Annotated in this window: 18 protein-coding genes; 12 read left to right on the forward strand and 6 right to left on the reverse strand. The window is 65.6% G+C overall.

What is annotated here, in order from left to right:
• The 12 genes from EA346_RS13000 to EA346_RS13055 all read left to right on the forward strand — a co-directional run.
• Positions 1-674: helix-hairpin-helix domain-containing protein (locus tag EA346_RS13000; RefSeq protein ID WP_296759294.1), on the forward strand; the 674-nt coding region annotated here is incomplete at its 5' end.
• Between the two features lie 67 nt (positions 675-741).
• A complete protein-coding gene (gene infB, locus EA346_RS13005; protein WP_296759296.1) occupies positions 742-3,480 on the forward strand; it encodes a translation initiation factor IF-2 in 2,739 nt (912 codons plus the stop codon).
• The gene (gene rbfA / locus EA346_RS13010; RefSeq protein WP_296759297.1) at positions 3,480-3,908 is read left to right on the forward strand and encodes a 30S ribosome-binding factor RbfA; all 429 of its coding nucleotides are present in this window, start codon (positions 3,480-3,482) and stop codon (positions 3,906-3,908) included. Before infB ends, rbfA begins: the two co-directional genes overlap by 1 nt.
• Before the next feature lie 47 nt (positions 3,909-3,955).
• Positions 3,956-4,876, forward strand: coding sequence for a tRNA pseudouridine(55) synthase TruB (gene truB / locus EA346_RS13015; protein WP_296759298.1), 921 nt, complete (start codon positions 3,956-3,958; stop codon positions 4,874-4,876).
• Between the two features lie 202 nt (positions 4,877-5,078).
• Positions 5,079-5,348 carry a 30S ribosomal protein S15 gene (gene rpsO, locus EA346_RS13020; RefSeq protein ID WP_296748786.1) on the forward strand — a complete coding sequence of 90 codons (270 nt, stop codon included), beginning with the start codon at positions 5,079-5,081 and terminating at the stop codon, positions 5,346-5,348.
• Positions 5,349-5,375: 27 nt separating this feature from the next.
• Positions 5,376-7,460, forward strand: a complete 2,085-nt coding sequence (pnp, locus tag EA346_RS13025) for a polyribonucleotide nucleotidyltransferase (RefSeq protein ID WP_296759300.1) — start codon at positions 5,376-5,378, stop codon at positions 7,458-7,460.
• Between the two features lie 74 nt (positions 7,461-7,534).
• Positions 7,535-8,155, forward strand: a complete 621-nt coding sequence (locus tag EA346_RS13030) for a class I SAM-dependent methyltransferase (RefSeq protein ID WP_296759302.1) — start codon at positions 7,535-7,537, stop codon at positions 8,153-8,155.
• Between the two features lie 349 nt (positions 8,156-8,504).
• Positions 8,505-9,953, forward strand: coding sequence for a circularly permuted type 2 ATP-grasp protein (locus tag EA346_RS13035; RefSeq protein WP_296759304.1), 1,449 nt, complete (start codon positions 8,505-8,507; stop codon positions 9,951-9,953).
• Between the two features lies 1 nt (position 9,954).
• Positions 9,955-10,896 (forward strand): alpha-E domain-containing protein, encoded by a 942-nt coding sequence (locus tag EA346_RS13040; RefSeq protein ID WP_296759305.1) that lies wholly within the window; start codon positions 9,955-9,957, stop codon positions 10,894-10,896.
• 123 nt (positions 10,897-11,019) lie between these two features.
• Complete coding sequence (locus tag EA346_RS13045; protein ID WP_296759307.1) at positions 11,020-14,379, forward strand: DUF2126 domain-containing protein; 3,360 nt, start codon at positions 11,020-11,022, stop codon at positions 14,377-14,379.
• Positions 14,380-14,392: 13 nt separating this feature from the next.
• On the forward strand, positions 14,393-16,969 hold the full coding sequence (locus tag EA346_RS13050; RefSeq protein WP_296759308.1) for a circularly permuted type 2 ATP-grasp protein: 2,577 nt from the start codon (positions 14,393-14,395) through the stop codon (positions 16,967-16,969).
• Positions 16,969-17,862: a transglutaminase family protein gene (locus EA346_RS13055; RefSeq protein WP_296759311.1), complete on the forward strand. Its 894-nt coding sequence runs from the start codon at positions 16,969-16,971 to the stop codon at positions 17,860-17,862. The genes EA346_RS13050 and EA346_RS13055 overlap by 1 nt, the downstream gene beginning before the upstream one ends.
• Positions 17,863-17,865: 3 nt before the next feature.
• Here the strand turns inward: EA346_RS13055 and EA346_RS13060 are convergent, their stop codons facing one another.
• The 6 genes from EA346_RS13060 to EA346_RS13085 form a co-directional block, all read right to left on the reverse strand.
• Complete coding sequence (locus tag EA346_RS13060) at positions 17,866-18,669, reverse strand: proteasome-type protease (RefSeq protein ID WP_296759312.1); 804 nt, start codon at positions 18,667-18,669, stop codon at positions 17,866-17,868.
• A gap of 379 nt (positions 18,670-19,048) precedes the next feature.
• On the reverse strand, positions 19,049-19,699 hold the full coding sequence (locus tag EA346_RS13065; RefSeq protein ID WP_296759315.1) for a rhodanese-like domain-containing protein: 651 nt from the start codon (positions 19,697-19,699) through the stop codon (positions 19,049-19,051).
• 111 nt (positions 19,700-19,810) lie between these two features.
• Positions 19,811-21,769, reverse strand: a complete 1,959-nt coding sequence (gene acs / locus EA346_RS13070) for an acetate--CoA ligase (protein WP_296759317.1) — start codon at positions 21,767-21,769, stop codon at positions 19,811-19,813.
• Positions 21,770-21,934: 165 nt separating this feature from the next.
• A complete protein-coding gene (locus EA346_RS13075) occupies positions 21,935-22,546 on the reverse strand; it encodes an exonuclease domain-containing protein (RefSeq protein WP_296759319.1) in 612 nt (203 codons plus the stop codon).
• Positions 22,547-22,638: 92 nt separating this feature from the next.
• Positions 22,639-24,498: a DUF294 nucleotidyltransferase-like domain-containing protein gene (locus EA346_RS13080; RefSeq protein ID WP_296759321.1), complete on the reverse strand. Its 1,860-nt coding sequence runs from the start codon at positions 24,496-24,498 to the stop codon at positions 22,639-22,641.
• A gap of 127 nt (positions 24,499-24,625) precedes the next feature.
• Positions 24,626-26,398, reverse strand: a complete 1,773-nt coding sequence (locus EA346_RS13085; RefSeq protein WP_296759323.1) for a sodium:solute symporter family protein — start codon at positions 26,396-26,398, stop codon at positions 24,626-24,628.
• Between the last annotated feature and the right edge of the window lie 6 nt (positions 26,399-26,404).

Genomic DNA, 26,404 nt, shown 5'->3' on the forward strand with positions numbered 1-26,404 from the left:
TCGACATCATCGTCTGGAACGAGAATCCGGCCCAGTTCGTGATCAACGCGATGTCACCCGCCGAGGTCCTGTCGATCGTGGTCGACGAGGAAAAGCAGAGCATGGATATCGCGGTGGCCGAGGACAAGCTTTCCCTGGCGATCGGGCGTGGGGGGCAGAACATCCGGCTCGCGTCCCAGCTCACGGGCTGGGAACTGAACGTGATGACCGAGGCGCAGGCCGCGGAAAAGAGCGATGCCGAGGCCCAGCAGGTCCAGCAGCAGTTCATGGACGCGCTGGACGTGGACGAGGAAGTTGCCGCCATCCTGGTGCAGGAGGGCTTCACCACCCTCGACGAGGTGGTCTACGTCGACGAAGACGAGCTCCTGGCCATCGAGGAGTTCGATGCCGATATGGTCGCGGAACTTCGCTCGCGGGCAAGTGACGCACTGTTGACCCGGGCGATTGCCGCCGAGGAACAACTCGAGGGCGCGCAGCCCGCGGATGATCTGGTCAGCATGGAAGGCATGACTCAGGCGTTGGCGAACAAGCTGGCGGCCCACGGCATCTGCAGCATGGAAGACCTGGCCGAACAGGCCGTGGACGACGTGGTGGAGGCGAGCGGAATCGATCCCGAGAAGGCCGCCGAACTGATCATGACGGCCCGGGCACCCTGGTTCGCAGCGGACGCTTGATCGCGGCGCAATGGTGTGGATATGCCGCGGCGTGCAAGCGGTTAGAATTGGATAGGAGGTAGGCGCAATGTCGCAGATGACAGTACAGCAATTCGCGGAATCGGTGGGTACGCCGGTGGACCGTCTCATTGGTCAGCTGAAAGAGGCGGGCGTTGAGGTGGACGGGCCGGCTGCCAAGGTGACCGATGCGCAGAAGCTGCGCCTGCTCGATCACCTCCGGCAGGCGCATGGCGCCGCTGACAAGAGCGACGCGGGCCGCATGACGCTGAAGCGCCGGGCCACCACGCAGACCCTGAAGGTCAGCGCGGGCCAGGGCCGGACCAAGACCGTGAACGTGGAGGTGCGCAAGCGTCGCCAGGTCGTGCGCAAGGCCCCCGAGCCCGAAGCGGTTCCAGAGCCGGTGACCGCTCGTGCCGAGCCCTTGCCGGAGGTGCCGCCGGCGCCGGCGCCCGAGCTTCCGACGCCGGAAGCGGCGCCTGTCGAGAAGGTGCCCGAGCCCGTGGTCGAGCCCACTGCGGCACCAGAGCCTGAGGTCCCTGAACCTGAGCCGGTCGTTGCGGAAACTGCCGCAGAGCCCCCCGAAGAGCCGCCTGCAAAGGCCGAACCGAAGAAAAAGGCCAAACCCCTCAGCCGGACCGAGCAACTGGCACGCCAGGTCGAGGTTGAGCGTGATGCAATGCGCCGTGCGGTAGAGTTGCGCCAGCAGGAGCAGGAAGAGCGCAAGCAGCGCCAGGAAACCAAGCAACGGGAGGAGGCCGAGGCCCTGCTGGCCAAGACCGAGGAAAAGGCCCGTCTGGAACGCAAGGAAGAGGCCCAGCGGCTTCTGACCGAAAAGGAAGCCAAGGCGCGCGCGGATGCACCGGCCAAGGCCGCCGAGCCTGCCCGCAAGAAAGGCCGCCGTGGCGGCCGTGACGAGGAGGGCGGGCGCAAGGAACTGCATGTGGCGGGTGAGCGCCGCGGCCGGCGCGAGAAGGGCAAGAGCCGGGTCGCGCAGACTGCCGCAGCCGCCGCAGTGGCGAGCAAGCATGGCTTCGAGCGCCCGACCGCACCGGTGGTGCGCGAGGTCGAGATTCCCGAAACCATTACGGTCGGGGAACTGGCCCAGGCCATGGCCATCAAGGCGCCGCAATTGATCAAGGCCCTGATGGGCATGGGCGTGATGGCAAACATCAACCAGAGCATCGACCAGGACACGGCCGTGCTGGTCGTCGAGGAGATGGGCCACAGGGCGGTTGCGGCACAGGCCCGGAACATCGAGGACGAGATCACCGTGGACATCCAGCAGAGTGGCGAGGCCAAGCCGCGTCCGCCGGTGGTGACGGTGATGGGCCACGTCGATCATGGCAAGACCTCGCTGCTCGACTTCATCCGCAAGGCCAAGGTCGCTTCCGGGGAGGCCGGTGGCATCACCCAGCACATCGGCGCGTACCATGTGCCCAACTCAAAGGACGGGATCACCTTCCTCGATACCCCGGGTCACGCCGCCTTTACGGCGATGCGTGCGCGCGGTGCGAAGGCCACCGATATCGTGATCCTGGTGGTGGCCGCCGACGACGGCGTGATGCCCCAGACGATCGAGGCGGTCGAACATGCCAGGGCCGGTGGCGTGCCGCTGGTCGTTGCGGTCAACAAGATCGACAAGCCGGCTGCCGACCCGGAGCGGGTGATGAACGAGCTCTCCCAACGCGGGGTGATGCCCGAGGCCTGGGGTGGGGACACGCAGTTCGTTCCAGTGTCCGCGCTGACGGGCCAGGGCATCGACGAACTGCTGGAAGCGGTTGGCCTGCAGGCCGAAGTGATGGAACTCAAGGTCCCGGATCAGGGTGCTGCGCGCGGTGTCGTGATCGAGTCGCGCCTGGACAAGGGTCGGGGGCCGGTGGCGACGGTGCTGGTGCAGGCCGGGCGTCTGAAGCATGGCGACATCATGCTGAGCGGTCAGGAATACGGCCGGGTGCGGGCGATGTTCGATGATACCGGTGCCGCGGTGAAATCCGTGGGTCCATCGATGCCGGTGGAGGTCCTGGGTCTGTCCGGCGTGCCCAATGCCGGCGACGAGGTCCTCGTGGTTGCGGACGAGAAGACCGCGCGCGACGTGGCGGCCCATCGCGAGACCCGTCAGCGTGAGCACAAGCTTGCCGCGCAGCAGGCCTCCAAGCTCGAAAACATCTTCAACCAGATGCAGGACGGACAGATTGCCACGGTCAACATCCTGCTGAAGACCGACGTGCAGGGTTCGGCGGAGGCGCTGCGCGATGCGCTGATCAAGCTTTCCACCGACGAAGTGCGGGTCAAGGTCGTGTCCACGGGCGTGGGCGGGATCTCGGAATCGGACATCAACCTGGCGATGGCCAGCCAGGCGATCATCATCGCCTTCAACGTTCGAGCCGATGCCGGCGCCCGGCGACTCGCTGCCGATAATGAGATCGACCTACGCTATTACTCGGTCATCTACGAGGCGATCGAGGATGTGAAGCAGGCGCTCACCGGACTGCTGTCCCCGGAGATGCGCGAGGAGATCGTCGGTCTCGCCCAGGTGCGCGATGTCTTCAAGGCCTCGGGCTTTGGCGCCGTTGCGGGCTGCCTGGTGATCGAGGGTACCGTGAAGCGCGGGAATCCGATCCGCGTCCTGCGTGACAACGTGGTCATCTACGAGGGCGAACTGGAGAGCCTGCGGCGCTTCAAGGACGACGTCAGCGAGGTCAAGACCGGTACCGAGTGCGGAATCGCGGTCAAGAACTACAACGACGTACGTCCCGGCGACCAGATCGAGGTCTACCAGCGCGTCGAAGTGGCCCGGACGCTCTGATGACCGCGAGAAAGGATTACCAGCGCAGCGACCGGGTCGGCGACCAGATGCAGCGGGAACTGGCCGAACTGATCCGGCTCGAGGTCAAGGATCCGCGCGTCGGGATGGTGACCCTGTCGGGCGTCGAGGTGTCCCGCGATCTCGCCCATGCCAAGGTCTTCTTCACTCAGCTGGGCGGGGAGGAAAAGGGGATCGAGGCGGAAAAGGGCCTGAACCATGCGGCGGGCTACCTGCGCCGGGCCCTGGGTACGCGGCTGCGTCTGCGCAGCGTACCGACCCTGCGTTTCATCTATGACGATACCCCTGAGCGGGGGGCACGGCTCTCGGCCCTGATCGATTCCGCGATCGCCGAGGATGAGGCCCGGCACCCCGACGGCGACGCGCCGGAGGGCTCCGGCGACGAGGCCGGCGCCGAGCCCCGGAACTGACGCCCTCCGCACCCCGGGGTCCGGAAGATCGGAAACGATCCGCCGCCATGCCGATCCAGCGTCGCGACGTCGACGGTATCATCCTCCTCGACAAGCCGCTGGGGCTGAGCTCGAATCAGGCGCTGGGGCGGGTCAAGTATCTGCTTGCGGCCCGGAAGGCGGGGCATACGGGGAGTCTCGATCCACTGGCAACGGGGCTCCTCCCGCTGTGTTTTGGGCAGGCCACGAAGGTGTCCGGGTGGCTGCTCGACGCGGACAAGCGCTACCTGGCCGTGGCGCGGCTCGGCATGGAGACCGCGACCGGTGACCTGGAGGGCGAGGTCTTGCGGGAAATGCCGGTGCCCGCACTGTCGGATGCGGACATCGAGGCGGCCTGCGAGGGGCTGCGGGGTCCGATTCAGCAGGTTCCGCCGATGTACTCGGCGCTGAAGCACGAGGGGCAGCGCCTCTACGACCTGGCGCGCAGGGGAATCGAGGTCGAGCGGCCCGCGCGCGCGGTGATCATTCATTCCCTGTCGGTCGAGCAGGTGGCTCCGGACCGTCTGCGCCTGGAGGTGCATTGCAGCAAGGGCACCTACATCCGGACCCTGGTGCAGGACCTGGGCCGGGCGCTGGGTTGCGGAGCGACGGTGGCGGAGTTGCGACGAACCGGTCACGGCGCCTTCGACGCGGCCGACATGGTCAGTATGGCGACATTGGAGGCGGCGGCCGCCGAGGGCGGTCCCGAGGCGGTCGAGCGCTGGCTTCTGCCCGCCGACCGAGCCCTGGTCGACCGCCCGGAGGTGCGGCTGGACGCAGCCAGCAGCCGTTTCCTGCGGCAGGGGCAGCCGGTGTTCGTCCCGGGGGTCAGGGAGATGGGGCCATTGCGGCTCTATGGTGCCGTTGGCGAGTTCCTGGGGATCGGCGAGCTGCAGGATGACGGCCGCGTGGCGCCGCGACGTCTGTTCGTGTCCGCCAATTCCTGTTAATTCATGGCATTTGCGTGCTACTATTTCGCGCCTTCGCCAACGCCCATGCTGCGAAGGCTTGCGTTCGTGCCGCGCGGCGCTGCGTCCCACCCGGAATCAGGGGTGATTCGGACTGCGGAAGAGGTGCCGGTGGGAGAGGGTGCGAGGGCCACGCCCGCAGGGCCATACAACCAAGGTTTACGTCTCAGGAGTCAAGCACGACATGTCATTCGATACCCAAACCAAGACGACCATCGTCGAGGAATATCGCCGGGATCCCACGGATACCGGATCGCCGGAGGTCCAGGTTGCCCTGCTGACCGCACGCATCAAGCACCTGATGGGGCACTTCGAGACCCACAAGAAGGACCATCACTCACGTCGCGGTCTCCTCAAGATGGTCAACCAGCGGCGCAAGCTGCTGACCTATCTGAAGGGCAGAGACCAGGAGCGTTACCAGGCGCTCGTGCAGAGCCTCGGTCTGCGCCGTTAAGTTCACCAAGAAGCGGGAAGCCAAAGCGTGTCATACAAGAAGACGTTTCAGTACGGAAAGCACACGGTCATCCTCGAGACCGGCGGCATCGCCCGCCAGGCGAGCGGAGCCGTCCTGGTCAACGTGGCGGATACCGTGGTGCTGGTCACCATGGTGGCACGCAAGGATGCCGACCCTGGCCGCGACTTCTTCCCGATGACGGTGAATTACCAGGAACGGACCTACGCTGCGGGCAAGATTCCCGGGGGCTTCTTCAAGCGTGAGGGGCGCCCCAACGAAAAGGAGACCCTGACCAGTCGCCTGATCGACCGGCCGCTGCGACCGCTGTTTCCCGAGGGCTTCAAGCACGAGACCCAGATCGTTGCCACGGTCATGTCGATCAATCCCGAGGTGGATCCGGACATTCCCGCGCTGATTGGCGCATCGGCTGCGGTGGCGGTTTCCGGGGTTCCCTTCGCCGGCCCCATCGGCGCTGCCCGCGTCGGTTACCGGGATGGTGAATACCTGCTGAACCCGACGGCAAGCGAACTGGCGGAATCCGACCTCGACCTCGTGGTCGCCGGCACCGAGAGCGCGGTGATCATGGTCGAATCCGAGGCCAGCGAGCTCTCGGAAGAAGTGATGCTGGGTGCGGTCATGTTCGGGCACGAGCAGATGCAGGCCGCCATCCAGGCAATCCGGGAACTCGCCGCCGACGTCGGCAAGCCCTCCTGGGACTGGACCGCGCCGGCGGACGACAGTCATCTCGAGGACCGGGTTGCCGGTGTCTCCCGCGATCTCCTGATCGACGCCTATCAGATCCCCGAGAAGCAGGCGCGTACCGATCGCCTGAACAGCCTGCGCGCGAGTGTCGTCGAGCAGCTGGCCACCGGTGCCGAAGGCGCGCCCTCGGCCGATGCGGTGAAGACCGCGTTCCACGACCTCGAATACCGCATCGTTCGCGACCGGATCCTGGATGGGAATCCGCGCATCGACGGCCGCGACAACCGCACCGTACGTCCGATCACCGTGCGTACCGGCGTGCTGCCGCGCGCCCACGGTTCGGCACTGTTCACCCGCGGCGAGACCCAGGCACTGGTGGTGGCGACGCTGGGTACCGATCGCGATGCGCAGGTCATCGACGCAATCGAGGGCGAGCGCCGCGAGCGTTTCATGCTGCACTACAACTTCCCGCCCTACTGCACCGGAGAGACCGGCATGGTGGGCTCGCCCAAGCGTCGGGAGATCGGTCATGGTCGGCTGGCGAAGCGCGGCGTTCAGGCGGTGATGCCGAAGGCAGACGGTTTCCCCTACGTCGTCCGGGTGGTCTCCGAGATCACCGAATCGAATGGCTCAAGCTCGATGGCGTCCGTGTGCGGAACCAGCCTCGCGCTGATGGATGCCGGGGTCCCGCTGAAGGCCCCCGTGGCGGGAATTGCGATGGGCCTGATCAAGGAGGGCGACCGCTTCGCCGTGCTTTCCGACATTCTGGGCGACGAGGACCACCTCGGCGACATGGATTTCAAGGTGGCTGGCACTACCGGCGGTGTCACCGCGCTGCAGATGGACATCAAGATCCAGGGCATCACCCGCGAGATCATGGAACGTGCGCTGGAACAGGCGCGTGCAGGGCGGCTGCACATCCTGGAAAGGATGGGTGAGGAGATCAGTTCGCACCGCACCGAGATGTCCAGCTATGCCCCGCGCTTCATCACCATGCGCATCAATCCGGAAAAGATCCGGGACGTGATCGGCAAGGGCGGGGCGACCATCCGCGCGCTGACAGAGGAGACCGGGGCGTCGATCGACATCTCCGATGACGGCAGCGTGAAGATCGCTTCGACCGATCAGGCCGCGGGAGAGGAAGCCAAGCGTCGGATCGAGGAACTCACCGCCGATGTCGAGGTGGGCCGGGTCTACAGCGGCCGCGTCGTGAAGATCATGGACTTCGGCGCTTTCGTTGCCATTCTTCCCGGGCGGGACGGCCTCGTGCATATCTCCCAGATCTCGAACGACCGCGTCGAGAACGTGAGCGATTTCCTGACCGAAGGCGATACGGTGACGGTCAAGGTCCTGGAGGTCGACAAGCAGGGGCGCATCCGGCTCAGCATGAAGGCCATCGAAGCGGCCTGATGCGTCCGGCTGGGCTGTCTGCGCGGGGCGGCCCGGGTTCGGACGTGACGACACTTCGCTAAGGGGCACCGACCGTGGATCTGGTCAGCATACGCAAGAGCTATCGTCGCTACGCGAGGCACTACGACGTCATCTTCGGGCGTGTCTTTGCCCAGGGGCGTCGCCTTGCGCTGAAGACACTGGCGCCGGTCTCTGGCAAGCGCGTTCTGGAGGTCGGCGTGGGAACCGGTATCTCGCTGCCGTTCTATTGCCCGGATGCGGAGGTGGTCGGAATCGACGTCAGCCGGGAGATGCTGGAAATCGCGCGCCAGCGCGTTGCGGATGGCATGTGTCCCGCGGTCACCGGCCTGGCCGAGATGAATGCCGAACACCTGGCCTTCGCCGACGACAGCTTCGATGCGGTGGTGGCGATGTACGTGGCCTCGGTGGTGCCGAATCCGGATCGGCTGTTCGCCGAAATGTGGCGTGTCTGCCGCCCCGGTGGGCAGATCCTCGTGGTGAACCATTTCGCGTCGCGGCAGTGGATCCTGCGCAGCTTCGAGCGCAGCCTGCGGCCGCTGTCCCGCGCAGTCGGATTCCGCCCGGACATGGAACTGTCCGATTTCGTCGCGGTGGCCGGGCAGCAGCCGGTGGCCATCGAACCGGCCAGCCTGTTCGGGTACTGGAAGCAGATCCAGTTCACCAAACCCGCCTGAGAGTCAGACCTGGCGCTCGGGGCGGTGAAGGCCTCAGGCCGTCATTCGCCATGGAGCGCGGATACAACCTCCCAAGCGCGTGACGCCACGTGGTCCCGCCCGCCGGCCGGCCGATGACGCTGCGCTCTTCCACTCCACCCGCGCTCCCAGTGGGCTGGCTGCTGCACCGTTCCTGAGCATCTTCGGGGAGCCCCGGCCTGCACCGGCTCCGCGTTGGTGCAGGCCTGCCCCAGCGTTGCCGGGCATGCCCGCCCGACGAACGGTAGGGAATCGGGCAGGGTTCTTGCTGGGCTCCGGGTGGGTTAGAGTAGCGGACATTCCGCTTCCCTTTTGCGCGAGGATGGCCCGGATGTCGATTGACTGGAAGTCGTATGATCCCGCTCCCTTTTACGACGAACTGATTCAGTCACGCGGCAGGCCACGTCCCGTGGCAAAGAAGCTCACGGACTATCTCAGTTCGCTGGACGACCAGGAACTGCAGACCCGCAAGCAGGCCGCCGACCACGCCATATTGGAAATGGGCATCAGCTTCACCGTCTACAGCGAGGGCGAGAACATCGACCGCGCCTGGCCGTTCGACATCATCCCCCGCGTGATCCCGAAGCGCGAGTGGCAGACGGTGGAAAAGGGCCTGGTGCAGCGGCTGACCGCGCTGAACCTCTTCATCGACGACGTCTATAACGATCAGAAGATCTTTCGCGACAAGGTCCTTCCGAAGTACGTGCTCAACAACTCGAAGAACTTCCGCGAGCAGTGCAAGGGGATCCATCCCCCGCATGGAGTGTGGGCGCACATCTGCGGTTCGGACCTGGTGCGGGACGGCGACGGCACCCTTTTCGTGCTGGAGGACAACCTCCGGGTGCCCTCCGGCGTGTCCTACATGCTGGAGAACCGCCAGGTGACCAAGCGGGTGTTCCCGGAAGTCTTCGAGAACTCGAGCATCCTTCCCGTCGACGAATACCCGACCCAGCTTTTCGACATGCTCGCGTCGATCTCGCCGCGACCGCAGGACTTCCCCGAGGTGGTGGTTCTGACGCCCGGGATCTTCAATTCGGCCTATTTCGAACATTCGTTCCTGGCCCAGCGTATGGGCGCAGAGCTGGTTGAGGGTGCGGACCTGGTCGTTGGCGACGATGACTGCGTCTACATGCGCACCATCCAGGGACTGGAGCGGGTGGATGTGATCTACCGTCGTATCGACGATGAGTTCATGGATCCCGAGGCGTTCAACGCCGAGTCCATGCTCGGTGTACCCGGCCTGATGCGCGCATGGCGCAACGGCAAGGTCGGAATCGCGAACGCACCCGGGTCCGGGGTGGCGGACGACAAGGTGATCTATGCCTACGTCCCGGACATGATCAAGTACTACCTGGACCAGGATCCGATCATCCCGAACGTGCCGACCTACCTCTGTGTGAACGAGAAGGAACGCGAGTACGTGCTGAAGCATCTGGACGAACTGGTGGTCAAGCCCGCCAACGAATCAGGGGGCTACGGGATGCTGGTGGGTCCACACGCGACCAAGAAACAGCGTGCCGAGTTTGCGCAGCTGATCAAGAAGGACCCGCGCAATTACATCGCCCAGCCGACATTGAACCTGTCGGTGGCGCCCACCCTCTGCGACGAAGGGCTGGAGCCGCGTCATCTGGACCTGCGGCCCTTCGTGCTGCAGGGCGTGCGGACCGATGTGACCGCCGGGGGGCTGACCCGGGTCGCGATGCGCAAGGGCTCCCTGGTCGTGAATTCCTCACAGGGCGGCGGGAGCAAGGACACCTGGATCGTGGACGAGGAGGCCTGAGATGCTTTCGAGAGTGGCGGAAAGGCTGTACTGGCTTGCGCGTTACATCGAACGTGCCGAGAACACCGCGCGCATGGTCATGTCGTTCAATCTCGTGTCGCTGGACATGCCCAAGACGGTGAAGCTGTCCTGGAAGGGGCTGGTGGCGGTGACCGGCACGGACGACATCTTCGACGAGCACTACCAGCGCGACGACGAACGCAACTGCGTGAAGTTCCTGCTCGCGGATCACTACAATCCAAGCTCGGTCTTCAGTTCGCTGAAGTCGGCGCGCGAAAACGTGCGCACCACCCGCGACCTGGTGCCATCGGAGGCCTGGGAGATCGTCAACGAACTCTTTCTCTTCGCGCGCGACAACATGGATGCGGGCATCGGCAAGCGGGGTCGCTACCAGTTTCTGAGCGAGATCGTACAGCGCTGCCAGACGTTGACCGGCCTGCTGGCCGGATGCATGAGCCACGACCCCTCGTATGACTTCATCCGCCTCGGTCGCAACCTGGAGCGGGCCGACATGACCTCCCGCCAGATCGATGTCGGCGCGATCCGTTTCCTGAAAAAGACCAGCGACGACCCGAGTCCCTACGATGGCCTGCTCTGGACCAGCATCCTGCGTTCCCAGAGCGGCTTCCAGATGTACCGCCAGCACGTGAAGCGGCGGATCAACGGTGCGGACGTCGTGCGTTTCCTGCTGCAGGACATCCCGTTTCCGCGCGCGGTCGCCCATGCCCTGCGCTATGTACAGGAAGCCCTGGAGCGTCTGCCGCGCAACGAGGTGCCGCTGCGCCTGGTCATGCAGGCGCGGCGTCATGCATTGGGGGCCGATGTGGATCAGCTGATCTCCGAGGATCGGCTGCACGACTTTCTCGACAGCCTGCAGCAGGACATTGCCGAGATCCATGACGCGATCGTCGACACCTGGTTCAGCCTGGAGAGGGCCGCCTGATTGCAGGGTGCGCGGCAATGGCACGAAGTCCGGTTCGGACGCGGCTGCCGACCTGATGGTGATGGACAGTACTCCGGCAGCGGGCTTCCGCGCCGGTAAAGACGATGAACGGGAGAGCAGGGCATGGCGATACGCGTAGGACTGACGCACCACACCCGCTACGAGTTCGACCGCCTGGTACGCGTGTCGCCGCACGTGATCCGGCTGCGCCCGGCCGCCCACAGCCGGACGCCGGTCCTCGGTTACTCGCTGAACATCGCGCCCGAGCCGTTCTTCATCCACTGGCAGCAGGATCCGTTCGGCAACTGGCTCGCCCGGGTGACCTTCCCCGAGCCGGTTCGCTTCATCGAGGTCAATGTCGACCTGATTGCCGAGCTGACGGTTATCAACCCCTTCGACTTCTTCGTCGAGAGCTACGCCGAGCAATATCCCTTCGCCTATGACGGCATCCTCGCCAAGGAGCTGGTGCCCTACCTGGAGGTTTCCAAAGCCGGGCCCTTGCTGCAGGCCTGGCTGGACGAGGTGCCGGAAAGCCACGAGAGCATCGTCGATTTCCTGGTCGAACTGAACCGGCGCCTGAATCAGGATATCGCCTACAGCGTGCGCATGGAGGTGGGCATTCAGTCCTGCGAGGAGACGCTGGAACGGCGGATCGGTTCCTGCCGTGACTCGGCCTGGTTGCTGGCGCAGATCCTGCGCCACAAGGGTCTGGCCGCACGTTTCGTCTCCGGCTACCTGGTCCAGCTGAAGGCCGACGAAAAGTCCCTCGACGGTCCCTCCGGGACGGAGGCGGATTTCACCGATCTGCACGCCTGGACCGAGGTGTACATTCCGGGGGCCGGCTGGGTCGGCCTGGATCCGACCTCCGGCCTGTTCGCAGGTGAGGGACACATCCCGCTGGCCTGCACGCCTGATCCGATCTCGGCGGCGCCCGTGACCGGTTATACCGAGGCCTGCGAGGTTTCGTTCGTGCACGACAACCGGGTCCAGCGCATCCACGAGGATCCACGTGTGACGCGGCCCTACAGCGACGACCAGTGGGTCGCCATCGACGCCCTGGGTCAGCGCATCGACGCGGAACTGCGTGCGATGGACGTGCGGCTGACAATGGGCGGGGAACCGACGTTCGTGTCCATCGACGACATGGACGGCCCGGAATGGAACACCCGTGCCGACGGCCCGGACAAGCGCCGTCTCTCCCGTGAATTGAGCCGCCGCCTGCGCGAGCGCTTCGCGCCCGGCGGGCTTCTGCATTTCGGGCAGGGTAAGTGGTACCCGGGCGAAGCGCTGCCGCGCTGGGCACTGGGCATCTTCTGGCGCCGTGATGGCCAACCGGTCTGGCACGATGCGCAATGGCTGGCTGATTTCAGCGAGGACTATGGGCACAACCTGGAGGATGCGAGGCGGTTCGCCGAGACCCTGGTCGTCAAGCTGGGCCTGACCCGCGACGATCTGATTCCTGCCTTCGAGGATCCCTTTCACGCCGCCTGGTCGGAGGACAACCTGCCGCTGGGGCTGGACCCGGAAAAGGCGGACCTGAAGGCCCCGGCGGGACGGCAACGCCTCGCGCGCTTCCTGAGCCACGGCCTGGAGAACCCCGCGGGCTTCGTGCTGCCGCTGGCCCGCGAGTACGAGACCTGGCGGACCGGACCCTGGCCGTTCCGGGACGGCCGGCTGCGGCTGATTCCGGGCGACTCCCCAATGGGCCTGCGCCTGCCGCTGGATCGCCTGCCCTGGTCGGTGACGCGCGAGGTGGAAATCCAGCCGCAACCCAGGGATCCCTTCGACGAGCCCGGACCGTTGCCGGTATTCGTTCCGGAATCCGGGGTGGTTCCGGTCCCGCAGCCGGACAGGCCCCGGCCGTCGACCCGGGAGGAGGTGATCGAGATCCCGCACACGGCCCTGGCCTTCGAGGCGCGCAACGGCCGTCTGCACCTCTTCATGCCGCCGCTGCCCCTGCTCGAGGACTACCTGGCGCTGGTCGACCGCATCGAGACCACCGCAGCCGAGCTGGGTCTTCCGGTAGTGCTCGAGGGCTACGAGCCGCCGCGGGATTCCCGGCTGCAGCGGTTGATGGTGACACCGGATCCCGGCGTGATCGAGGTCAATATTCACCCCTCCTCGAACTGGGAGGAGTTGAAAGAGATCATCACCACCCTGTACGCCGAGGCGCGTCTCACCCGTCTGGGCACCGAGAAGTTCATGCTCGACGGCCGCCACACCGGGACTGGCGGCGGCAACCACGTGACGCTGGGCGGCGCCACCGCCGCCGACAGCCCCCTGCTGCGGCGTCCGGACCTGCTCGGGTCGCTGCTGACCTTCTGGCAGCATCACCCGGGCCTGTCGTACCTCTTTTCCGGAACCTTCATTGGCCCAACCTCGCAGGCGCCCCGGGTCGACGAGGCCCGGCACGAGAACCTCTACGAACTCGAGATCGCGTTGTCCCAGATGCCCGAGGGGGAGTGTGCAGAGCCCTGGCTGGTGGACAGGCTGTTCCGCAACCTGCTGGTGGACATTACCGGCAACACGCACCGCGCCGAATTCTGCATCGACAAGCTGTACTCGCCCGATACCGCCTCGGGCCGGCTCGGCATTCTGGAACTGCGGGCCTTCGAGATGCCGCCGCATGCCCGGATGAGCCTGGTGCAGATGCTGCTGCTGCGGACGCTGGTCGCGCGTTTCTGGAGCAAGCCTTACCGGCACCGGCTGGTGCGCTGGGGAACCGCACTGCACGACCGCTTCCTGCTGCCACACTACGTGGAGAACGACCTGCGCGAGGTGGTGGAGGAGTTGCAGCGAGACGGTTACCCCTTCGACCTCGAGTGGCTGGCTCCCTTCTTCGAGTTCCGTTTTCCGACCTTCGGCCGGGTGCAGATCGGCGAGATCGAGATCGAACTGAAGATGGCGATCGAGCCGTGGCACGTGCTGGGCGAAGAGGTGACGCAGTCCGGGACCTCCCGCTTCGTGGATTCTTCCCTGGAGCGCCTGCAGGTGCGGGTGACCGGTCTGTCGGGGGACCGCTATGTACTGACCTGCAATGGCCGCAGGGTGCCGCTGCGCCCGACGCGCATCCAGGGTACGAAGGTGGCGGGCGTGCGTTACCGCGCCTGGCAGCCGGCCGCTGCGCTGCACCCGACCATCGCCGTGCATTCGCCGCTGGTGTTCGATCTGGTCGATACCTGGAACGGCCGCGCCATCGGCGGGTGTACCTATCACGTGGTGCATCCGGGCGGGCGCAACTACGAGACCTTCCCGGTCAATGCCTTCGAGGCAGAGGCGCGGCGCATGGCGCGGTTCTGGCCCTACGGCCACTCGCCCGGACCCCTGGAGCCACGCACCGTGGTGGCCGGCCCGGTCGCCAGCGAGCGTCGTTTCCTGCCCGAGGGCAGCGGAGTAAGGCCGCTGGCGCCACCGGCCGAGGGCTGGAATCCCGAGTACCCCCACACGCTGGATCTGCGCCGGGGCCCGGAGCCGTCGCAGTGACGCTGCGTTCCCGATGAGCCTGGCGCAGGGGCAGGCCCAGGGACAGACCGCGGGACGTCAGGGGGATGCCCTGGTCACGGCGCTCGGAGCCTATGCTCCCGTGTCCGGAGACGCCGACGAACTGCTTCAGCCGGACGGTACGCCCAGGCCGCACTGGGTACCGTTGTTGAGGGCACTGGGCGCCCACGAAGGCAGCGTGCTGCGCGACATCGGGAGTGAAACGCGGCGGCTGGTCGACGAACTGGGCGTGACCTACCATGTCTATTCCGATCCGGTCGGCGTCCAGCGGCCCTGGCCGCTGGACGCGATACCCCATCTTCTGGATGCCGAGGAGTGGGCCGGGATCGAGAAGGCGCTGGTGCAGCGCGCAGGATTGTTCGAGTGGATCATCCAGGATGTGCTGGGTCCGGGTGAGTTGCTGCGGGCGGGTATCCTGCCGCCGGAGTTCCTGGCCGCGCACAGCGCCTTTCTGCAACCGGTACGGGGCACGCTGCGGGCCGGTCTCCCGGCCCTGACTCTCTACGCTGCCGATCTTGCCCGGGGGCCTGACGGACGCTTCTGGGTGCTCGGGGACCGCACCCAGGCGCCCTCGGGTGCCGGCTATGCCCTGCAGAACCGGGAGATCCTTTCACGGACCTGGCCGGCGGCCTTCTCGGAACTCGGCGTGCAGGGACTGGGCCCGTTTTTCCGTGGGCTGTACCAGGGCCTCCGTGACCTCGTGCCCTCGGTGCCGGAGCCGCGCATCGTCCTGCTCTCCCCGGGTCCATTGAACGAGGCCTGGTTCGAGCACGTCCTGTTTGCGCGGCAACTGGGCCTGACCCTGGTCCAGGGGCAGGATCTCGTATTCCGCGATGGATTCATCTGGCTCAGTACGCTGGGTCAGCTGGAGCGGGTCGACGTGATTCTGCGCCGGGTCGACGATGCATGGTGTGATCCGCTGAGCCTGAACCCGGATTCCAGGCTCGGTGTCGCCGGTCTGGTCGAGGCCGTGCGCCGTGGCAATGTCGTTGTTGCGAACGCCCTCGGTACCGGTCTGCTGGAAAGCCCGGCCTGGCCGGCATTTTTGCCCGCGATCGCCCGGTTTGCGCTCGGTGAGGAGCTCCTGATGCCCTCGGTCGCGACCTGGTGGTGCGGCGACCCGGACTCGCTGGAACACGTGATCGCGCACAGCGAGTCCCTTGTGGTCCGCAGCGTTGATCGAACCGAGGGTGGGCGGCCGCTGTTCCTGGCCGGGCTGCCGGAGGAGGAACGTCGTCGTCTCTGTGTGCAGATCCGGAAGCAGCCGACTCGCTTCGTGGGCCAGGAGTGCATCGGACTGTCGACCATGCCCTGCCTGAACGAGGCGGGTTTCCTCGAGCCCCGGCACGGGACCGTGCGGGCCTTTACCTGCCAGTGCCGAGACGGCCACCTGGTGCTTTCCGGGGGGCTGACGCGCGTTGCCAGCCGCCCCGAAACCCGTCTGGTTTCGAACCAGGAGGGAGGGGTCAGCAAGGATACCTGGGTATTGCGCAGTGCTGGAGTGGCGCCCCCGCGCGCCGACGCGTTCCCGGAACCGGAACCCGGCGTCAGCCAGCCCGCCAGCCTGCCGCGCCGTGTCGCCGACAACCTGCTCTGGGCCGGGCGTTACGCCGAACGTGCCGAAGGCCTGATCCGCTGGCTGCGCCTGGTCCTCCGGCGGTTGCAGGTGGCGCGCTTCGAGGCCCGGCCAGGCGATGAGGTCTCCGGCTACATGTTACGGGCGCTCACGCACCTGAGTGGCAGTTATCCGGGGTTCGTGGGGGCCGAAGGCAAGGGCCGGGATGTCCGTCGGCCGGAGTCGGAGCTCCTTCGGCTCCTGACCGATGCCCGCGTCCCGGGGAGTGTGCCTTCCGCGCTGAATGCCCTGCACAATACCGCCAACGCCCTGCGCGACCGGCTGTCCGCGGAGAGCGTGCGCGTACTGACGGGACTGAGGGAGGTCGGGCAGCCCCTGGCGGCCCTGCAGGATCCGCTGGCGGCGGAAGGTATTCTGGACGAACTCACGGTGCACCTGCTGGCGCTTTCGGGATTGACCCATGAGAGCATGCTGCGCCATCACGGCTGGCGCTTCATGGATAGCGGACGGCGGCTGGAACGTGGCCTGATGTTGGTGAACCTCCTGCGCGCGACGCTGGTGGTGCCGCCCGAGCCGCGACAGGCGGTGCTGTTGGGCGATATGGTGCTGGCCTTTGCCGAGAGTCTGTCCATATTCCGTTCCCGGCCGGGAAACCGGCGCAACGCCCTCGGGCTGCTGGATCTGCTGTTGCTGGAGCCGGACAACCCGAGGGCGCTGATCTATCAACTGGACCGCCTGGTGGAGCATGTCGAGCAGTTGCCGCGTCTCGGCCATGGTGAACGCCTGCCCGCGCATGCCCGCCACCTCGAGGAGGCCCGTTCCCGGCTGCGTCTCGCCGTTGTCGGAGACTGGGCCGAGCCCGAGGGTGGGCTGCGTGCGGATCTCGATGCGCTGCTGCTTCAGCAGCAGCAGGAGCTGGCGGCCTGCTACCAGGCCATGTTCGCGTATTACCTCGCTCCGGCGCCCACGCTGCCGCTCGTGGCCCCTGCTCCCTGATGCGATACCGGATCACCCATGCCACCCGGTACCGTTACCCGGCCACGGTGCACGGCAGCCTCAACGAGTTGCGGCTCAAGCCGCGAGCCACGCCGTCGCAGAGGCTGTACTCCTTCCAGATCGACGTCGTTCCGCAGGCCAGCTACCTCGCGGGGTACATCGACGCCTACGGGAACCCGGCCAGCATTCTCGGCATCCAGGAAGCACACCGGGAATGGAGCGTGACCACGGTATCGGAGGTGGGCAGGGTCGTGGTCGAGGCGGAACTGCCGTTCGATCCACCGCTGCCGCTGATCGAGGCTCGCGAGCGCCTGCGCGGGGATTGCAGGCCTGCCACGCTGGAGGCGCGCAGCTTCAGTCAGGCTTCGCCGTTACTGCCAGAACTGCCGGACCTGTTGCAGCACGTGGGGCTGACCGTGGACCCAGGGCAGGGCGTCGAGGCGCTGGGCCTGCAACTGTCGCGCTTCATCTTCGACGAATTCGACTACCGTCCGGGGCAGACCGAGGTCAGCACGCCCCTGAGCGTTGTGGTCGCGAAGCGCGTCGGCGTTTGTCAGGACTTTGCCCATCTCGCGATCGCGTGCAGCCGCACGTTGGGCATTCCCGCTCGCTACGTGTCCGGATACCTCGAGACCATTCCGCCTCCCGGTAGGCCAAGGCTCGTGGGTGCGGACGCAACACATGCCTGGTTCGCGCTCTATGATCCGATCCGCGGCTGGCTGGAATTCGACCCCACCAACGCCACCGTGCCGGATCAGCGCTACGTGACCCTGGCCTGGGGTCGCGACTACGGTGATGTAGCGCCGATTCGGGGCGTTGTCCGCGGCAGTGGCGCCAAGCACACCCTGACGGTCTCGGTGGATGTGCAGCGGGTCGAGGAGGCGGGACCGTAGCGCTCAGCGGTTCGGCTTGGATGCCTGCCTGGATGCGCGGGCGTGGAACAGGGTCCCGCGTTTCTTTCTCCCCTTCGTCGCCTCCCAATCGAAGCGTGGCAGGTCGATGAAGGCCTTCTTGATGTTGTCGTCCCAGGCGTGGGTCAAGGCGTGCAGGTAGTCGTTGTCGGACTCCAGGCACAGGTAGTGCTCGAAGGCATAGGATCCCCCTTCATAGACGAAGACCTCGAGTGGAGGGCCGACGGTGAGGTTCGAGCGAATGGTGGAGTCGATGGACACCAGGGCGCAGCGCGCGGCATCGCCCAGTGGCGTGGACGGAGTAATGATGCGGTCGAGTATCGGCTTTCCGTACTTGCTTTCGCCGATCTGCAGGAACGGCGTGTGTGTGCTGGTGGTGATGTAATTGCCCTGCGGGTATACGCGATAGATTTCCGGCTCGTCACCCTGGATCTGGCCGCCGATGATCAGCGTCGCCTCCGCGACGATGCCGGATTTGGACAAGGCCTCCGAATGCTTCTCCTGTTCCTCCCGGTTCACCCGGCCGAGATACTCGGCCGCCTCGGACATGTGGCCGGCGTCTGCGAAACTGCCCTCCACGCCTTCCTCCATCTCGCGTTTAAGCCGGTTGACCACCGCCTGGGTGGTCGCGAGATTGCCGGCCGTGAGCACGACGAACAGACGCTCACCCTCTGTTTCGAAGGTGTGCATTTTGCTGTAGGTGCTGACCTGGTCCACCCCGGCGTTGGTTCGCGAGTCGGAGGCGAACACCAGGCCGTCATCGAGCTTGATCGCAACACAGTAAGTCATCAGCGGGGGACATCCGGGGCAACGCGGACCCGGAATACTAGGACCGGGCATCGCCAGCGTCAACGAAAACCGTGGGTCATTCGCCGCAGGGTGTCCGTGAGCGGAGCGAATTGCACCGGCTGATGCCGGGGCGTGCGCCGCTTTGTCGGGTCGTCCCACTGCGGTTGGTCCGCACCTCCCGGCGCCCGATGACGACTCTCGGCCGCTCACCTTCCTGTCGTGCACCACGCACTCTCCGCATGAGCCTTCCCCGGTAGGAGGCGAGCCCTCTCGCCGATCTGGCGCCGGAAAGCCCATCGGCCAGGGGCTGGCCTCCTACATCCGCACCCCTTGAAGCAACACGAATCTGACCACCTGCGGAGCCTGCGTGATCATCAGGTCAGGGGTTGATTACGGTCAGCCCGAGCAGGTGCCACAACTGCATGCCTCCCCGGTACCATTTCAACCGCTCCGCGGGGTAGCCGAGGTTGGTCAGGGTGCGCAGATTGGTGGGCGACTGGCCGCACCATGGCCCGTTGCAGAACAACACCAGCGTCTTTGCCTGGCTGAAATCGTGGAAGCTGCCATCAAAGATCACCCCGAAATCCTCCAGGTAGCCTTCCACCTGCATCGGATCCGCGCCGGAACCGAAATGCAGGCGATCCCAGGGGAGATTGACCGCACCTGGAATCGTGCCCCTCGCGTATTCCTGGGCCGTGCGCGAGTCGATCACGACGATGCTGTCGTCCTCGCCCGAGCGCTGCAGGTAATCGATCAATTCGAGTTCACCCAGCGTCTCGATACCGGGCCCGGCCGACATCGGCTGGATGCAGTAGGGAGGGCAGGGCCGCGAGGTCATGCTGAAGTCGGGTGTGACGATGTTGAACGTGTCCTGATCCCGCTGAATGAACACCGGTTCTCCCTCGTGCAGGACTTCCACGCGGTCCATCGTAGCGGTGATGCCGACCTCGGGCGGTTCGGCATGAATCGGGGTAAACGCGAGCGCCAGAGCGATCAGGAACAATGGAGAGTATGCGTGCCGCATCGACATCGGGAACTCCTGGTAGATGTTGCCCGAAATGGGGTCGGGTAAACGCCCGTCAGCCGCGACCCGCTCGGGCACCGCCCCGGTCGGAACCGGGGCGGGACCGTGGGTGAGGACTCAGGCCTTGCCTTGAAGCTGCGCGACCACGCCCTCGTTTTCCAGGGTGGAGATGTCGGAGGTGATCTCCTCGCCCTTGGCGATGGAACGTAGCAGACGGCGCATGATCTTGCCGGAACGGGTCTTCGGCAGACCGTCGGCGAAGCGGATGTCGTCCGGCTTGGCGATCGGCCCGATGTGATCGCTGACCCAGTTGCGCAGGGTCTTCACCATCTCGTCGGCCTCGGCGCCGGTCGGACGATCGCTCTTCAGGATCACGAAGGCGACGATCGATTCACCCTTCACGTCGTGCGGGCGACCTACGACAGCAGCCTCCGCGACCGCTTCGTGCGCGACCAGGGCCGACTCGATTTCCATCGTGCCCAGGCGGTGCCCGGATACGTTCAGCACGTCGTCGATGCGGCCCATGATCCAGAAGTTGCCGTCCGGATCGCGGCGTGCCGAGTCCCCGGCAAGGTAGTACTTGCCGTCGAACTTCGGCCAGTAGGTGGACTTGTAGCGCTTGTCGTCCTGCCACACCGTGCGCAGCATCGAGGGCCAGGGCTTCTTGATCACCAGCAGCCCACCCTGATCAGGTCCGAGGCTCTCGCCTTCCTCGTTGACCACGTCGGCGATGATCCCGGGCAGCGGCCGCGTACAGGAGCCGGGGGTCGTGGTGGTGACGGCGGGCAGCGGGGCGATCATGTTCGCGCCGGTCTCGGTCTGCCACCAGGTGTCGACGATGGGGCAGCGCTCGCCGCCGATCTTCTCGTGGTACCACATCCAGGCCTCGGGGTTGATCGGCTCTCCGACCGTGCCGAGCAGGCGCAGTTTCGACAGGTCGTACTGGGAGGGCAACTCGTCGCCCGCCTTCATCAGCGCCCGGATTGCGGTCGGGGCGGTGTAGAAGACGGTCACTCCGTGGTCCTGGCACATCTGCCACCAGCGGCCGGCATCCGGGACCGTGGGCACGCCCTCGTAGACGATCTGGGTCGCGCCGACGGAAAGGGGACCATAGGTGACATAGGTGTGGCCGGTGATCCAGCCCACATCCGCCGTGCACCAGAAGATGTCGTCGTCGTGCAGGTCGAAGACCCACTCGCTGGTGATCACGGCATTCAGCAGGTAGCCGGCGCTGGCATGCTGGATGCCCTTCGGCTTGCCCGTGGAACCCGAGGTGTAGAGGAGGAACAGCGGATGTTCGGCCTCGACCCACTCGGGTTCGCAGTCGTTCGACTCCTCCGCCGTGGCGATATGCCACCAGACGTCCCGATCATCCTTCATGTCCACGTCATTGCCGGCGCGCTTGCAGACAATGACCTTTTCGACCAGGCCTTCACTGATGTCCAGCGCCTTGTCCACGTTCTTTTTCAGGGAGACCACGCGGCCACCACGGGTACCGCCGTCGGCCGTGATCATCACCTTGGCACCGGAATTGTCGAGACGGTCGCGCAGCGCATCGGCCGAGAAGCCACCGAAGACGACCGAGTGGATCGCACCGATGCGCGCGCAGGCCTGCATCGCGATCACGGCCTCGGCAATCATCGGCATGTAGATGACCACGCGGTCGCCTTTCTGCACGCCCATCGAGCGCAGCGCATTGCCGAGCTTGCCCACCTCGTTGTAGAGATCGCGGTAGGTGTAGGTCCGGGTGTCGCCGGACTCGCCCTCGAAGATGATCGCGGGCTTGTCCCCACGCTGTTCCAGATGACGGTCGATGCAGTTGTAGGAGACGTTCATCACGCCATCGGTGAACCAGGCGAAGTGCGGTGCGCGGCTGTCATCCAGTCCCACGCTGAATTCCTTCTTCCAGCTGATCTTCTCTCGGGCCAGGTCGCACCAGAAACCCTCGTAGTCTTCGTCCGCCTTTTTGTAGAGGGCCTCGGCATCCGCGGGCTTCAGACGCGCCTTCGCCACGAAGTCGTCGGGCGGCGGGAAGTGGCGGTCTTCATGCAGTGCGGATTCGATGTTGTCGCTCATCTCTTGCCTCCAAATGGTCCAGGTCATGGTTGTTCGAGGGACCGTCGGCGCGGCCCCTGGTTTTTACGTGCTCTGGCATGCGCGAGCGGCTCCCCCTGACGCCACTGCTCAACCAACGAGGATAGCATGTGCCATGAAGTCTGCCCGCGCATTCCGCAACCCGTTTCACCACAGGCCTCCGGGCCGGTGCAGCACCCGGTGCAGCGGCAGCGGACGTCCCTCGGCCCGGTGGGTGACCTGTGCGGCGAACAGTTCTGCCGCGGCCAGTGCGTCCAGCAGCGCGTCGTGACCGCGGTAGCGGGGCAGGTTGTACTGCTGCCGTAGTGCGTTCAGCCGTAGTCCCCCCGAGCGCGCCGTCTCCTGTCGCCGCTCGAGTTCCTCCTGCGCCAGCTTGAGCGTGTCCACGGTAGGGATCATGCAGGGGTAACCGTATTCCGCGAGACAGGCCCGGTCGAGGAAACCGATCTCCACGGCGGCGTGGTGGGCGAGCATCACGCGGCCTGCCAGTGCGCCGAGCAGATGCGCCAGGGCTTCGCCCAGGCTGCCACCGCGCGCGGCCTGATCGTCCGTGATCTGGTGAACCACTGCACTGGCCTCCGGAATGTCCCGAGTGGGTCGGACCCAGCGCTGTTCGGCCGTGGCCAGACGAATGGCCAGACCGTCCATCGCGACCCAGCCGATACTCAGGATCTGGTCCTCCCTGGGATTCAGGCCGGTGGTCTCCAGATCCACGGCCAGGAACGGCGTGCTGCTGCAATCGCCGTTGAGGTCCGGCATCCTGCGGCTGAGGTAATCGCGAAGCGGGTTCTGGGGCAGGCGTGCCGCAAGGCGTTGGCGACGCCAGCAGAATACCCAGGGCCCCGGGCGTATCACAGCGATCCCGTGCCCGCCAACTGCACCCGGAGGTTCTTCTGCATGGTCGCGATCACCGAAAAGGCGTCCTTCAGGTGTCCGCGCTCGAGCGCCGACAGCGATTTCGGCGGAATGTGATTGTCGGGACGCAGGCCGTCCTTCAGTTGCTTGACCTGGTGTCGGGTGCGCAGCGTGGCGAGCGTCTCGTAGGCGTCGCAGAGATTGGCCCCGGCGTCGCGGTTGATGATGCCCGCGTGTACGGCGCCCCGGAGCCGTTCCATGGTATGCATCCCGGTCAGCCTTCCGAGGAGCGCGTAGACCTGCGCCAGGCTCGAGACCAGCAGCAGGCCCTGTTTCTTCACATCGAGCGTGTCGGCCTGCTCACCGCTGCGGACCAGCACCAGTTGCCGGAAGAACCCCAGGGGTGGCGAATGCCGCAGGGCATTGGTCACCATCTGGTTGATGAAGGGTCGTCGAGCCCCGCTCGCGAGGGCCTCGGAGCGCAGAGGGTCGAACAGCGTGGCGTCGCCGTGCACGACGCGGAGATCGAAGTAATGGGCGGCAAGCATCGCCCCCTTCAAGTCTGGATTGTAGGTGGCCTTTGCGAATGCGTTCCGCCAGTCGCTGACGCTGCGGCGCCAGTCGCTGTTCTTGGGGCTGACCCCACCGGGACAATGCGGCAGCCCACAGCTGTCAAGGCCGTTCGTCACGAACGCGGCAAGACCGACGAAATAGTCGTCGACACCCTCCTGGTCGGAGTCCGCATAAATCAGGGCATTGTCCTGATCTGTGTGCACGGTCTGCTCGCGACGTCCCTGCGAGCCGCAGGCGAGCCAGGCGTAGGGTACCGGCGGTGCACCCAGTTCGGCCTCGGCCAGTTTCAGCAGGCGCCGGGTCAGGGCGTCGATCACTGCGGTGATGGCTTGCCCGAGATGGAACGCGGTGGCCCCTGACTGCACCAGCTGGATCTGCAGTTCCGGAAGGGACTTGGCCACCCTGGACAGGGCCGCCACCGATTCGCAGCGCCGGATGTCCCGCACCAGGTAGACGGCGTTGGTGCCCTGGTGCCGGATCAGGTCCGTGGTTGAGATCAGCCCCACCGGCCGCTTGCCGGCGAGCACCGGCAGGTGATGGATGTCCTGGCGCGACATCAGCAGCAGCGCCTCGAAGGCCGGCGTCTCGGGGCTTACCGTCTGCAGCCGGCTGCTCATGATGTTGCCGACGGGCTCCTTGCGTGATCGTCCGGTAGCCAGGCAGCGCTTGCGCAGGTCGTGGTCCGTGACGATCCCGACCAGTTCCTGATTGGCCATGACGAGCAGGGCGGAGATGTTCTGCTCGCTCATGTGCTGTGCGGCGGACTGGATGGTCGCCTCAGGGGAGGTGGACTCGGGGGCACGCGTGATCAGTTCGCCGACCGAGACCGTCAGCACGCTGTCACCCTGGCTGCCGGCGCCCTGCAGCGCGGCCAGGGCTTTTTCCTTCGGGCGACTGCTGGCGCGGTCGAAGCGCTCCGCGAATTCGGGGTGTTGCCGCCGCAATTCCTCGGATTCCCTTGCGGGCAGCATGTAGAAAAGGCTGTCCTCGACGACCCGCCCGACCACAGGAACGATCGGATCGCTATCCGCCGGCGTCGCGTAGACATCGCCCTCGCCCAGCTTGTCGAGCAGTTCGTCGTGGCTGTCCCGCAGGTCCACCGCGCCCGCGCGCACCAGCCAGAGGTCCGCCGCTTCCGTGCCCTCCGGCGGAAAACTGCTGCCCCTGCGCAGATAGCGAACGACCAGTTGCTTGGGGAGGCGGTCCAGCGCAGCTTCCGGCAGCACCGCGAAGTCAGGACTTGCGGCGAGAAATTCCCGGATCTCCTGCAGTTCCGCATCCATGTTCGATTCATTACCCCAGATGGAACCGCTAGCGCAACGCTGCACTGCAATAGCTGCACTGCACTAGCGGTTCGATCCGAAAAGAATCAGGCCCGCCTTGCGGCGGGCCTGAAGGCGGGCGGGTTGCTTAACTCGTACCCACGCGCGGCACGCGGACCTCTTCCACGAGCTTCTGGATATGCTCGGGCGGGGCCTTGGTGATGCTGGATACGGCATAGGCGGCAACGAAGTTCAGGATCGCGCCGATCACGCCGAAGCCGGTCGGGTTGATGCCGAACAGCCAGTACTCGGCGGTATCCGGGAACACGTTCGTGCCCGGGAAGAAGAACCAGCCCTTGAACAGGAAGATGTACAGCAGGGTGCTGGCGAGGCCGACGAGCATACCGACGATGGCGCCTTCACGATTGATGCGCTTGAAGAAGATGCCCATCATCAGCGTCGGGAACAGGCTGGCCGCGGCCAGACCGAACGCCAGTGCCACCACCTCGGCCGCGAAGCCGGGTGGATTCAGTCCAAGGTAGCCCGCGAACAGGATCGCGGCCCCCATCGATATGCGTCCGGCCATCAACTCGCGTTTCTCCGATATCCTCGGCATGAACACGCCCTTGAGCAGGTCATGGGATATCGACGACGAAATTGCCAACAGCAACCCCGCCGCTGTCGACAATGCCGCAGCGATACCTCCTGCCGCGACCAGCGCGATCACCCAGTTGGGCAGGCCTGCAATCTGCGGGTTGGCGAGCACCATGATGTCACGGTCGATCCGGGTGAACTCGCTGCCTTCCCAGCCAAACTCCTCACGCGCCATCTCGGCGAACTCGGTGTTGGCCTCGTTGTAGTACTGCAGGCGGCCGTCTTCGTTCTTGTCTTCCCACTGCAGCAGGCCCGTGCGCTCCCAGCGCAGCATCCAGTCGGGACGTTCCTCGATGATCACGTTGCCCTGGGGGTCGCCGACTGGCCCTGGCTGGACCGTGTTGATGAAGTTGTACATGGCCATCGCGCCAACGGCGGGGGCAGTCGTGTACAGGATGCCGATGAACACCAGCGCCCAGCCAGCGGACTTGCGGGCGTCACGGACACGCGGCACGGTGAAGAAGCGGATGATCACGTGCGGCAGACCCGCGGTGCCGATCATCAGCGCCAGGGTCAGCAGGAACATGTTCAGCATGGTCATGCCGGCAACCGACGTGTAGGCCGCGAAGCCCAGATCCATCAGCGTCTTGTCCAGGGCGTCGAGCAGGTAGGTATCCTCGCCCGCCAGCGTCCCGCCGAGGCCGATCTGCGGGAACGGCTGCCCGGTCAGCTGGATGGCGATGAACACCGCAGGTACCGTGTACGCGAAGATCATGATCACGTACTGCGCGATCTGGGTGTAGGTAATGCCCTTCATACCGCCGAACACGGCGTAGATGAAGACCACCGCCATGCCCGCGTACAGGCCGGTCGCCAGTTCCACCTCGAGGATGTTGGAGAAGGCGATCCCGACCCCGCGCATCTGCCCGATCACGTAGGTGATCGACATCACGAGCAGGCTGATCACCGCAACGATGCGTGCGGTCTTCGAGTAGAACCGGTCACCGATGAACTCGGGCACGGTGAACTTTCCGAACTTGCGCAGGTAAGGGGCGAGCAGCAGCGCCATCAGCACGTAGCCACCGGTCCAGCCCATCAGGTAGGCGCCGCCGGTGAAGCCGAGGAAGGCGATCAGGCCCGCCATGGAGATGAAGCTGGCCGCCGACATCCAGTCGGCCGCGGTCGCCATGCCGTTCAGCGTCGGATGAATGCCCTTGCCGGCGACGTAGAACTCGGACGTGGTGCTGGCCTTGGCCCAGATCGCGATGGCGATGTAGATGGCGAAGGTAAAGCCGACGACGATAAAACTTAGAGTCTTGAGATCCATTTTTTC

Source organism: Thioalkalivibrio sp. (genome assembly GCF_007692535.1).
Taxonomy (GTDB): Bacteria; Pseudomonadota; Gammaproteobacteria; order Ectothiorhodospirales; family Ectothiorhodospiraceae; genus Thioalkalivibrio.

Excerpts from the sequence above, each read along its gene's own strand:
- acs (WP_296759317.1), bottom strand. The coding sequence starts at position 21,769 with ATGAGCGACAACATCGAATCCGCACTGCATGAAGACCGCCACTTCCCG.
- EA346_RS13055 (WP_296759311.1), top strand. The coding sequence starts at position 16,969 with ATGCGATACCGGATCACCCATGCCACCCGGTACCGTTACCCGGCCACG.
- infB (WP_296759296.1), top strand. The coding sequence starts at position 742 with ATGTCGCAGATGACAGTACAGCAATTCGCGGAATCGGTGGGTACGCCG.
- EA346_RS13035 (WP_296759304.1), top strand. The coding sequence starts at position 8,505 with ATGTCGATTGACTGGAAGTCGTATGATCCCGCTCCCTTTTACGACGAA.
- EA346_RS13065 (WP_296759315.1), bottom strand. The coding sequence starts at position 19,699 with ATGTCGATGCGGCACGCATACTCTCCATTGTTCCTGATCGCTCTGGCG.
- rbfA (WP_296759297.1), top strand. The coding sequence starts at position 3,480 with ATGACCGCGAGAAAGGATTACCAGCGCAGCGACCGGGTCGGCGACCAG.
- EA346_RS13040 (WP_296759305.1), top strand. The coding sequence starts at position 9,955 with ATGCTTTCGAGAGTGGCGGAAAGGCTGTACTGGCTTGCGCGTTACATC.
- EA346_RS13080 (WP_296759321.1), bottom strand. The coding sequence starts at position 24,498 with ATGGATGCGGAACTGCAGGAGATCCGGGAATTTCTCGCCGCAAGTCCT.
- EA346_RS13085 (WP_296759323.1), bottom strand. The coding sequence starts at position 26,398 with ATGGATCTCAAGACTCTAAGTTTTATCGTCGTCGGCTTTACCTTCGCC.
- EA346_RS13050 (WP_296759308.1), top strand. The coding sequence starts at position 14,393 with ATGAGCCTGGCGCAGGGGCAGGCCCAGGGACAGACCGCGGGACGTCAG.
- truB (WP_296759298.1), top strand. The coding sequence starts at position 3,956 with ATGCCGATCCAGCGTCGCGACGTCGACGGTATCATCCTCCTCGACAAG.
- EA346_RS13045 (WP_296759307.1), top strand. The coding sequence starts at position 11,020 with ATGGCGATACGCGTAGGACTGACGCACCACACCCGCTACGAGTTCGAC.
- EA346_RS13060 (WP_296759312.1), bottom strand. The coding sequence starts at position 18,669 with ATGACTTACTGTGTTGCGATCAAGCTCGATGACGGCCTGGTGTTCGCC.
- rpsO (WP_296748786.1), top strand. The coding sequence starts at position 5,079 with ATGTCATTCGATACCCAAACCAAGACGACCATCGTCGAGGAATATCGC.
- EA346_RS13075 (WP_296759319.1), bottom strand. The coding sequence starts at position 22,546 with ATGCCGGACCTCAACGGCGATTGCAGCAGCACGCCGTTCCTGGCCGTG.